This window comes from Pseudomonas sp. rhizo25 (genome assembly GCF_031931935.1).
Lineage (GTDB): Bacteria > Pseudomonadota > Gammaproteobacteria > Pseudomonadales > Pseudomonadaceae > Aquipseudomonas > Aquipseudomonas synxantha.
Window position 1 is genome coordinate 86011 of record NZ_JAUJXA010000013.1, and the last position, 9236, is coordinate 95246.

Below are 9236 nucleotides of genomic sequence, written 5' to 3' on the forward strand. Positions count from 1 at the left end.
CCTGAAGGAACCCGCATGAGCGACTCCGGCCGCGCCGACGCCCTGTTAGCCGATCTGCCCCGTAACGGCCGTGGCAGGCTCAAAGTCTTCCTCGGCGCCGCGCCCGGCGTGGGCAAGACCTACGCCATGCTCCAGGCGGCCCACACCCAGCTGCGCCAAGGCGTAAGCCTGATTGCCGGTGTGGTCGAAACCCACGGCCGCGCCGAGACCGAAGCCTTGCTCAGCGGCCTGCCGCAACAACCGCTGCTACGCAGCGAGTACCGTGGCGTAATGCTTGAAGAAATGGACCTCGACGGCCTGCTCGCCGCCAAGCCCAAGCTGGTGCTGGTGGATGAGCTGGCCCACAGCAACGCCCCCGGCAGCCGCCATGAAAAGCGCTGGCAAGACATTCAGGAACTGCTCGCCGCCGGCATCAACGTGTTCACTACGGTCAACGTCCAGCACCTGGAAAGCCTCAATGACCAGGTGCGTGGCATCACTGGCGTGCAAGTACGTGAAACCCTGCCGGACTGGGTGCTGCAGGAGGCCGACGAACTGCTGCTGATCGACCTGCCTTCCCGCGAGCTGCTGGAGCGCCTGCGTGACGGCAAGGTGTACGTACCGGAGCAGGCGCGTGCGGCCATCGATGCGTTTTTTACCCAGACCAATCTCATGGCCCTGCGCGAGCTGGCCATGCAAACCGCCGCCGCCCATGTCGACGACGACCTGGCCCAGGGCTACCGTCAACTGGGCCAGGCCGCGCCGGCAGTCCGCGGGCGTTTGCTGGTCGGCGTAGATGGCGATGCACAAGCCGAACGCCTGGTGCGCCATGCCAGCCGGGTGGCCCAGCGTCGGCATTTGCCCTGGAGCCTGGTGCATGTCGATAACGGCCGGGCGCGGGACGAGCAATCGCGCCTGCGCCTGCAGAACGCCCAGCAACTGGCGGAGCGGCTGGGTGGAGAAGTGGTGCTGCTGCGTGCCGGGGAAGTGGCCAAGACGCTGATCCAGCATGCCGCTGAACGCCGCGCCAGCTTGTTGCTGGTGGGGCAGTCGCGCATGCGCTGGCGGCGGCGCTTGTTCGGTGGCGGTTTGGCGGCGCGCCTGTTGCGCAATGCCCGAGGCTTGGAAATCAACGTCCTCGACAGCGATGACATGCCTGCACCACCGCGCCTGCCGGATGTACGCGGGTTGGTGTGGTTCGATTACGCCTTGGCCGTGGTTGCCACGGTGGTCGCTACTGCCGTGGCCTGGGCCGTATCCAGCCTACTACCGCTGCCGAATATCTCACTGGTGTTTCTCGCTGCCGTGCTGCTGGTGGCGGTGCGCAGCAGCCTGGGGCCGTCCCTGGTGTGCGCGGCATTGTCGTTCATGACCTACGACTTTCTGTTTATCCCGCCGAATTTTTCCTTCGCCATCCAGCGCGAAGAGGATGTGCTGACCCTGTTGTTCTTTCTGCTGATGGCGGCCTTGACCGGTAACCTTGCGGCACGTCAGCGGCGCCAGTTGCAGGCGTTGCGCGATACTCAGGAGGAAACCAGCGAGCTGCTCGACCTGTCGCGCAAGCTCACCGCTGCCACCGATCGCCAGGCGGTGATCAGTGCCGCGGCCCATCATCTGCAAGGTTGGAGTGATCTCGACCTGTGCCTGGTCAATCGCGACGGCCAAGGCGGCTGGAAGATTGAGACCGGCGGCCCATTGACCCTCAGCGAAGCCGAGCGCGCTGCCGCCGATTGGGCCTGGCAGCATGACCAGCCCGCGGGCATGGGCACCGGCACCTTGCCGTTTGGGCGTTGGTGGTGGTGGCCGCTGTCGGGTGAAGAGGGGCCATTGGGCTTGCTCGGTGTCAGTGCCAAACCGGGCCTGGAGTTGAGTGGCCAGCGTCGGCGCTTGCTCACTGCGTTGAGCCAGCCGCTGGCCCAGGCGCTGGCGCGGGCACAGCTGGGGCAGGAGTTGGAATCGGCGCGCCTGCATGGGGAAACCGAACAACTGCGCAGCGCTTTGCTTGCTTCAGTGTCCCATGATTTGCGCACGCCCTTGACCTCCATGCGCGGCAGCATCGACAGCCTGCTGGCCCTCGGTGAGGCCATTCCCCTGGAGGACCGCCGCGAGTTGCTCGAGGGTACCCGTGACGAAGCCGAGCGTCTGGATCGTTATATCCAGAACCTGCTGGACATGACGCGCCTGGGCCACGGCGCGCTGAAACTGGCGCGCGATTGGGTGTCGCCCGGCGATATCGTCGGCAGTGCCCTCGCACGCTTGCGCGCGGTGCTCGCACCCTTACAGGTGAGTACCGATATGCCGTCGGAACTGCCTTTGTTGTATGTGCATGCAGCGTTGATCGAACAGGCACTGGTCAATGTGCTGGAAAACGCCGCACGTTTTTCGCCACCCCAGGGCCGCTTGCAGTTGAGCGCGGGCGTGGCCGACAACCAGCTGTTTTTTGCCGTGGCCGATGAGGGCCCGGGAATTCCCGAGGATGAGCGTGCGAATATCTTCGACATGTTCTACACCGCTGCCCGCGGCGACCGGGGCGGGCAGGGCACCGGCCTCGGCCTGGCGATCTGCCAGGGCATGGTCGGCGCGCATGGCGGGCATATCAGCGTGGCCGATGGCATTGAAGGGCGGGGTACCTGCATTACCCTGTTTCTGCCATTGCCGACACAGCCTGCCCTGGAATAAACCTTGTAGGAGCGAGCTTGCTCGCGAAGGTCGTTAACGATAATGATGGCGTCCTGAGTTTACGCGGTGCCTATGGGTTTTTCGCGAGCAAGCTCGCTCCTACAGAGGGGTGATTTTTTAATGGATTTTGACGGATACCATGAGCCAGACCGCGACGATTCTAGTCATTGATGACGAACCGCAGATCCGCAAATTCCTGCGTATCAGCCTGGCCTCCCAGGGCTATAAGGTGATCGAGGCCGGCACCGGCAACGAAGGCCTGGCCCAGGCGGCCCTGAGCAAACCGGACTTGCTGGTGCTCGACCTGGGCCTGCCTGACATGGACGGCCAGCAAGTGCTACGCGAGTTTCGCGAGTGGTCGACGGTGCCGGTGCTGGTGCTGTCGGTACGCGCCAGCGAAGGTCAGAAGGTCGAGGCCCTTGACGGTGGCGCCAATGACTATGTGACCAAGCCCTTCGGCATCCAGGAGTTTCTCGCTCGTGTGCGTGCGTTGTTGCGCCAGGCACCGGCGGGAGAGGCCCAGGAGGCCGCCTTGAGTTTTGGCCCGCTGACGGTGGACCTGGCCTATCGCCGCGTACTGCTGGACGGTGCCGAAGTGGCGCTGACCCGCAAGGAATACGCGGTGCTCGCGCAACTGGCACGTCATCCTGGGCGAGTGATTACCCAACAGCAGTTGCTCAAGGACATCTGGGGGCCTACCCATACCGAGGACAGCCACTACCTGCGTATCGTGGTGGGGCACCTGCGCCAGAAACTCGCGGATGACCCGACCCAGCCACGGTTCATCGTGACTGAGGCGGGGGTGGGGTATCGACTGCTGGGTACTTGAGTTCACCGCTGCCTGAACAGGCCTCATCGGGGGCTTGCCCCCGATGAGGCCATCAACAACACCCAGAATTTCAGGCCTGCTCACTCTCATACCGATCCAGCGTATCCCTGGCAATCTCCCGCCCCAGGGCGATCAGTTCCGGCGCCTTGTAGAACTCGAAAAACCGGCACACCCGCTTCGGCACGTTGATCAGGATATCGGGCGGATACCCGGCGATCTTGTATTGCGCCAATGACGTCTGCATCACCTCGAAACTCTGGTTGATCAGGTCCAGCAGCGACGCAGGCCCGACGTTATCGATGATGAACGAACCCGTCGCCGACTTCGGTGCGCCGGCTTTCTCCGGTGCGGCGGCGGGTTGCTGGGATTCGGGTTCGGCTGACTCCAGCCATGGGTTGATCTCCGCTGCCTGGGCCTGCAAGGCCTCCTGCTCGAGCTTCATCAACTGCTCGGCCTGCTTGCGGCGAAACGGCAGGTGCGAACCCAGCGATTTCGCCAGGCTGTTGAAGCGGCTCTTGAACGCAGGCGGACGTGGGATCACCGGTAGCTGGTAATGCTTCTGGTTGGTGGCATTGAGGTTGACCGCGATGATCAAGTCGCAGTGGCTCGACACCACCGGCACGATGGGCAGCGGGTTGAGTAGGCCACCATCCACCAGCATGCGGTTGCCTTGCATCACCGGGGTGAACAGGCTGGGGATCGCTGCCGATGCGCGCATGGCCTGATGCAGGCAGCCCTCCTGGAACCAGATTTCCTGCTGGTTGGTAAGGTCGGTGGCAACGGCGGTGTAGGGGATACGCAGTTCTTCGATATTGATCTCGCCGACGATCTTGCGGATCTGCCCGAAGACTTTTTCACCGCGAATCGCGCCCAGGCGAAAGCTCACATCCACCAGGCGCAGCACGTCGAGGTAGTCCAGGCTTTCGATCCAGTTGCGGTACTCGTCGAGCTTGCCGGCGGCGTAGATCCCACCCACCACGGCGCCCATGGAGCAGCCGGCGATACAGGCGATGTCATAGCCGCGTCGTTCGATTTCTTCGATCACCCCGATATGGGCGTAGCCCCTGGCTCCCCCGGAGCCCAGCACTAAGGCAACACGTTTTTTCATGACCAGATCCTTCGAAAAACAGGTGCCCACAATGCACCCATCGGGGGGGCGGCTTCAATCTTCGGCTGGGCCTGCGATATTTTTCGAGGATAGCCCTTGTGCTCGGGTATGCTCTGGCAATAGGTACTACCGATTTCAGGCTAAGGACAAGGCACTTTTTCCTGTGGGCAACGTCTACAGGCTACGAATGATTTTGCTTATTTTGAGGTGTCATCAATGAAAGCCTGGATGTGTGTGCCTGTGATCGTGCTGGCCTTGGCCGGTTGTGCTGGCAAAACTGCCTACCGCGACAGCTGCGGCTCGCAATTGGACGCCGCCTGGAAAGAACTCGACCTGGCCAAGGCTGAAGGTTTCGCCGGCACCGTAAGTTATTCCAAGGCCCTGTCGCTGTTGACCGGCGCCAAGACCCAGCAACAATTCGAAGCGTTTGAAGGCTGCTCCAACAAAGCCGAAAAGGCGCGTTTCTATATTCGAGAGTCTCGCGCCGGGCGTTGACCTGTAGCGAGTAGGATTATTCATCGCAAAGTGAGGGCAGGATGTCAGCCTTGGTCAATCAGTTAGTCGCTCAGGTCATTGGCCTGGAAGTAGGGTTACTGAGCTGCCAGGCTCGCCTTGCCGCCGTCACCGACGATGAAGCGCTGCATGATTTGCGCACCACCGTGCGCCGTCTGCGCAGCCTGTTGCGTCCGTTGCGCGGCCTGCCAGGTGTCGAGCAACTCGAGTTGGCCGCCAAGACTGTGGGTCAACTGACCACGCCGCTACGCGACCGAGAGGTCCTGGCGGCGTATTTGCATCAGCATGGACATCACGACGCGGCTGATCGGCGCCTGCGCCTGCAACCCGAGACCTATCGCCAAGTGGCGCAGAGCGCAGAATTGGCGCATCTGTTGCTGATCCTGGATGCCTTTCCCCGATTTATCCGCGCAGCCCAGCACCAGAAACTGCTCAAGGGCCTGCGCCCGCGCATCGAGAAGCGCCTGGCCAAGCAATGGCAGAAACTCGCTGACGCGCTGAAGGATCCCGAACATGATCGTCACCGCCTGCGGTTGCTGATCAAGCGCGTGCGTTACGCCGCCGAGGCTTATCCCGAGTTGGACAAGTTGCCCGCCAACGCCATGTCGCGGTTGAAGAAGGCCCAGGGTGCACTGGGTGACTGGCATGACTGCTGGCAATGGCTGGCCCAGGCCGGGCACCAGCCGGACCTGCAACCCTGTGTGGCGGTGTGGCAGCGCACCATGCTCAAGGCGCAAGGTCGCGCTGATCGTGTGCTGGACAAACTCAGCGCCGATTGTTTTTGAAGTGGTCCGGTTTTTGGCCGGAATAGGCGCTGTGCCTGCCGGATTCGATGGTTAAGATCCCTCCATCGATTTTCTTGATGTGAGGTCGCCATGCGCTTTAGTGATTTGCTCGACGCTGCCCGTAGCAACCCGCTGGATGTCACCATCCCGGCCGAATGGGCCCAGGGCCGTGCCACCTTTGGCGGCCTGGTCGCCGCCCTGCAATATGAGGCCCTGCGCGCGCAGGTGCCGACGGATCGCCCCTTGCGCTCCCTGGCCATCACCTTTGTCGGCCCGGTCGCGCCGGATGTGCCCGCCAGTTATCAAGTCGAAGTGTTGCGCGAAGGCAAGGCCGTCAGCCAGTTGCTCGGCCGCGTGGTGCAGAACGGCGAAGTGGCGACCCTGGTCCAGGCCAGCTTTGGCGCGTCTCGAGCATCGGAAATTGACGTGGCGAGCGAAGCGCCGCCGGTATTCAAACATTGGGATGAGTGTCAGGAGTTGCCCTACATCAAGGGCGTCACCCCTGAATTCATGCGCCATCTGGCGATGCGCTGGAGTGTCGGCGGCCTGCCGTTCACCGGTAACAAATCCCGCGACATGGGCGGTTGGGTGCGGTTGCGCGGGGATGTGAAAGAAGAACCACTGACCGAGGCGCATATCCTCGCCCTGGTCGACGCCTGGCCGCCGGCCCTGCTGCCACACCTGAAAAAGCCTGCGCCAGGCAGCACCCTGACCTGGACCATCGAGTTCATCCAGCCGCTGCAAGACCTGACCACCCTCGATTGGTGCCAATACCACGTCAACATCGAACATGCCCGCGACGGCTACGGCCATGCGGCCGCTGCACTATGGAGCCCGACCGGCGAGTTGATCGCCCTCAGTCGCCAGACCGTGGTGGTATTCGCCTGAGCCTCAGTGCCGGTGGCGCTGCCGCCAGGCGCGCCACCAGCCACCGCTCAATACAAAGCGCGGGAAGGTCACGAACTGCTCGACCACCAGCCGTTGCACCGCGTCTTTACGGTCACTGAACGGCTCACTGGCCTGGGCCTCCAGGCTATGACCATGACGCTGCAACGCCAGGCCTGCCACGATCCCCACCACACCGACGGCGAAGCTGGCCAGACTCAGGCTGAAAACCCCCGAGACGATCAGCAGAAATCCGACGATAAACAGCGGCACGGCAATCAGATGCAGTGCCAGGTTGGCCGGGTGTTGATGGTTTTGTGGGTAGTGACGCCATTGCCAGGCGGGGAGATTGGGGTGACGTTTGCCCATGGTGGTGAATCCTCTGTCCGTTGAAACAACTTGGAAGGATTGTAGGCTGGGCTGGATAGTGGGGCGAATTAGCCTTTGCTATCGTCCTCATAGTTGCGGTCCCGTAAATAAACTCATCATTTTTATAGGTTATCGTCTGACCAGTTGACATCTCCTGGTTCAGGGCAATTTATATAGACTGACGGTCCAGATAGGGATAGCCATTTAGCCTTGAATTCAACAAGTGCATTTTTCGATTTTGCTGTGAAAAAGAAGTGCTCGCTCGCTTTCATTATTTCTATGGTGAAAATTTCCCTGAGAGGAAGGTTTGTTATTTTTAAGTCGGTGATGTTGGAACAAGACAATCCAATTCTGCATGTGTTGTATCCTTTGTCTTTCCATTTTTCCGGCAGCTGGTCAGGAAAATCTGGTATGTCAAAGCCGATACCAAAATCATTCTGATCATTTTCTATACTTAACGAGTGGATGTAGGCTTTTCCGATTTCAATAGGCTGACTGAACACTTTGTTGAAAAAGATAGAGCCATCAAGGTCATTCCAGTTTTTCATTTTTTAAGATTTTATGTCAATAGATCTGCAGGGGAGTTTCGGTCATTGTCGGGTTAGATTCAAAGACCAGAGGTGCCGTTCTGAGTATTTCTGAAACGTGCCTACTTTTGTCATATGCGTTCAACGCTGTAACCGCTTGCAATGACTGCAAGAACAGTCTCACCATTGCCAGACTTGAAGCAGTAAGTTGTAATTGCCTCATTTGGGTCAATGCACACGTTCTCCTGCGAAAGAGTAGAGGTCTTTTCCTCATGCATATCGCATACTTTACTACCCGCTGAGCTTAATCTATGAAAGGAAATTAATTTGTGGAAGGTAATTAAGAAGGTTTGTTCTTGCTGGTCCGTAAAGACCATTAATAGCTCATCTCGTTTAGCGGTCAGTTGATCGATGACTCCATCCGAAAAAGAGAATTTTCCTGTGTTGGAATGAGTTTTTTCTGTTGAAGCTGGTTTCCAGAATTTCAAGTCTAGTAAATGTCTTTCCATGTCATCCATATCATCGTCGCCGATAGAATCGTCAAAATGATGAGAAATTATCGTGCGAACCCTTGCAAGACGCTTGGTGACCTCGCAGTTGTCGATGAAGTCAGTAGTTATTCTTCTATATTCTTCCACTGCGCCAGGTTTGTCAGCATAAAAGCTGCCCATTTTGTGAAGAGATATCAATATGAATTCAATTTCTTTCAAGGCTTCAAGCGCTTCCTCGCCTGTAAGTATTATTTCTTTGTTTTTCTCTAGCATTACTTTCTTCTCGTGAATGTAGGGTTATTTGTTTCTAAATTCCCTCTTACGGTTAGCTCCATGACGTTATACCTAGGGTTTTTCACCCATTCTAATCTTGATTCAGGTACATCCATCTCAATGTAGTCTCGACCCTTGCCTTTTGCAATTTGGTATTTATCTTGGGCGTCGACAGGACTAAGTACCTTATTTTTCGCAGGCTCGAGATACACTCTATTGTTATCTTGAGCCAATATCACGCCATCTTTTTCAATTCCTTTCGATCCTTTCCTATTTGTGTAGTGCCTAACCCGAACCGTTTTCTCTGGCGTTGATGCTGGTGCGGGCAGCGTTGGCTCGCCATTGTTAGCTTTCGCGTGTTTTGTCGAATCATCGACACTATGAGTTGGTTTGCAGCCATCCCCGCCAGGACACGAGTTCAACCCCAACGGGTCTATCCAGCCTGTCGGATTTGGCGCGTATCGGTAAGCGTTGACCCCACCCGCCAACTTCACTGGGTCTGGTGTGAGGTAGCGACCAATATCCGGATTGTAGTAGCGATGGCGGTTGTAGTGCAGTCCGCTTTCCTGATCGAAGTACTGCCCCTGAAAACGCAGTGGATTGTCGATCTTGCCTACGTCGAGCCGGTCGATCTGGCCGTAGGCTCGATAGTGGGCGGACCAGACGATTTCGCCTTCGGGCGTGGTGAGTTCCTGCGGTGTGCCGAGGTGGTCGAGCTGGTAGTGGTAGGGCGTTATGGCTTTTGGGCCGAAGCCTTCCAGCAGTGCCAGTGGGCGGAAGCTGCCGGGCTCGTAGATG

10 protein-coding genes are annotated in these 9236 nt (G+C 58.7%); 5 read left to right on the forward strand and 5 right to left on the reverse strand.

What is annotated here, in order from left to right:
* The first annotated feature begins 15 nt into the window (after nt 1-15).
* Both QZR30_RS22915 and QZR30_RS22920 read left to right on the forward strand, forming a co-directional pair.
* Nucleotides 16-2658, forward strand: coding sequence for a sensor histidine kinase (locus QZR30_RS22915; RefSeq protein ID WP_274358200.1), 2643 nt, complete (start codon nt 16-18; stop codon nt 2656-2658).
* A gap of 139 nt (nt 2659-2797) precedes the next feature.
* Nucleotides 2798-3487, forward strand: a complete 690-nt coding sequence (locus tag QZR30_RS22920; protein WP_046071567.1) for a response regulator — start codon at nt 2798-2800, stop codon at nt 3485-3487.
* Nucleotides 3488-3557: 70 nt separating this feature from the next.
* Here the strand turns inward: QZR30_RS22920 and QZR30_RS22925 are convergent, their stop codons facing one another.
* A complete protein-coding gene (locus QZR30_RS22925) occupies nt 3558-4595 on the reverse strand; it encodes a patatin-like phospholipase family protein (protein WP_043047421.1) in 1038 nt (345 codons plus the stop codon).
* 216 nt (nt 4596-4811) lie between these two features.
* Here QZR30_RS22925 and QZR30_RS22930 point away from each other — a divergent pair, with 216 nt between their 5' ends.
* The 3 genes from QZR30_RS22930 (at nt 4812) to QZR30_RS22940 (ending at nt 6781) form a co-directional block, all read left to right on the forward strand.
* Nucleotides 4812-5090 carry a hypothetical protein gene (locus QZR30_RS22930; RefSeq protein WP_012722962.1) on the forward strand — a complete coding sequence of 93 codons (279 nt, stop codon included), beginning with the start codon at nt 4812-4814 and terminating at the stop codon, nt 5088-5090.
* Nucleotides 5091-5131: 41 nt separating this feature from the next.
* On the forward strand, nt 5132-5893 hold the full coding sequence (locus QZR30_RS22935) for a CHAD domain-containing protein (RefSeq protein WP_046071568.1): 762 nt from the start codon (nt 5132-5134) through the stop codon (nt 5891-5893).
* A gap of 90 nt (nt 5894-5983) precedes the next feature.
* Nucleotides 5984-6781, forward strand: a complete 798-nt coding sequence (locus tag QZR30_RS22940; RefSeq protein ID WP_274358201.1) for an acyl-CoA thioesterase — start codon at nt 5984-5986, stop codon at nt 6779-6781.
* A 3-nt stretch (nt 6782-6784) separates the two neighbouring features.
* Here QZR30_RS22940 and QZR30_RS22945 read toward each other — a convergent pair whose 3' ends face one another.
* The 4 genes from QZR30_RS22945 to QZR30_RS22960 form a co-directional block, all read right to left on the reverse strand.
* Complete coding sequence (locus QZR30_RS22945; protein WP_056846424.1) at nt 6785-7147, reverse strand: Mpo1-like protein; 363 nt, start codon at nt 7145-7147, stop codon at nt 6785-6787.
* 122 nt (nt 7148-7269) lie between these two features.
* On the reverse strand, nt 7270-7695 hold the full coding sequence (locus QZR30_RS22950) for an Imm50 family immunity protein (RefSeq protein WP_274358202.1): 426 nt from the start codon (nt 7693-7695) through the stop codon (nt 7270-7272).
* 110 nt (nt 7696-7805) lie between these two features.
* Nucleotides 7806-8438, reverse strand: coding sequence for a hypothetical protein (locus QZR30_RS22955; RefSeq protein ID WP_057022165.1), 633 nt, complete (start codon nt 8436-8438; stop codon nt 7806-7808).
* Nucleotides 8438-9236 (reverse strand): RHS repeat-associated core domain-containing protein (locus QZR30_RS22960; RefSeq protein ID WP_311904281.1); only part of this gene is annotated, 799 nt, incomplete at its 5' end. The genes QZR30_RS22960 and QZR30_RS22955, both read right to left, overlap by 1 nt.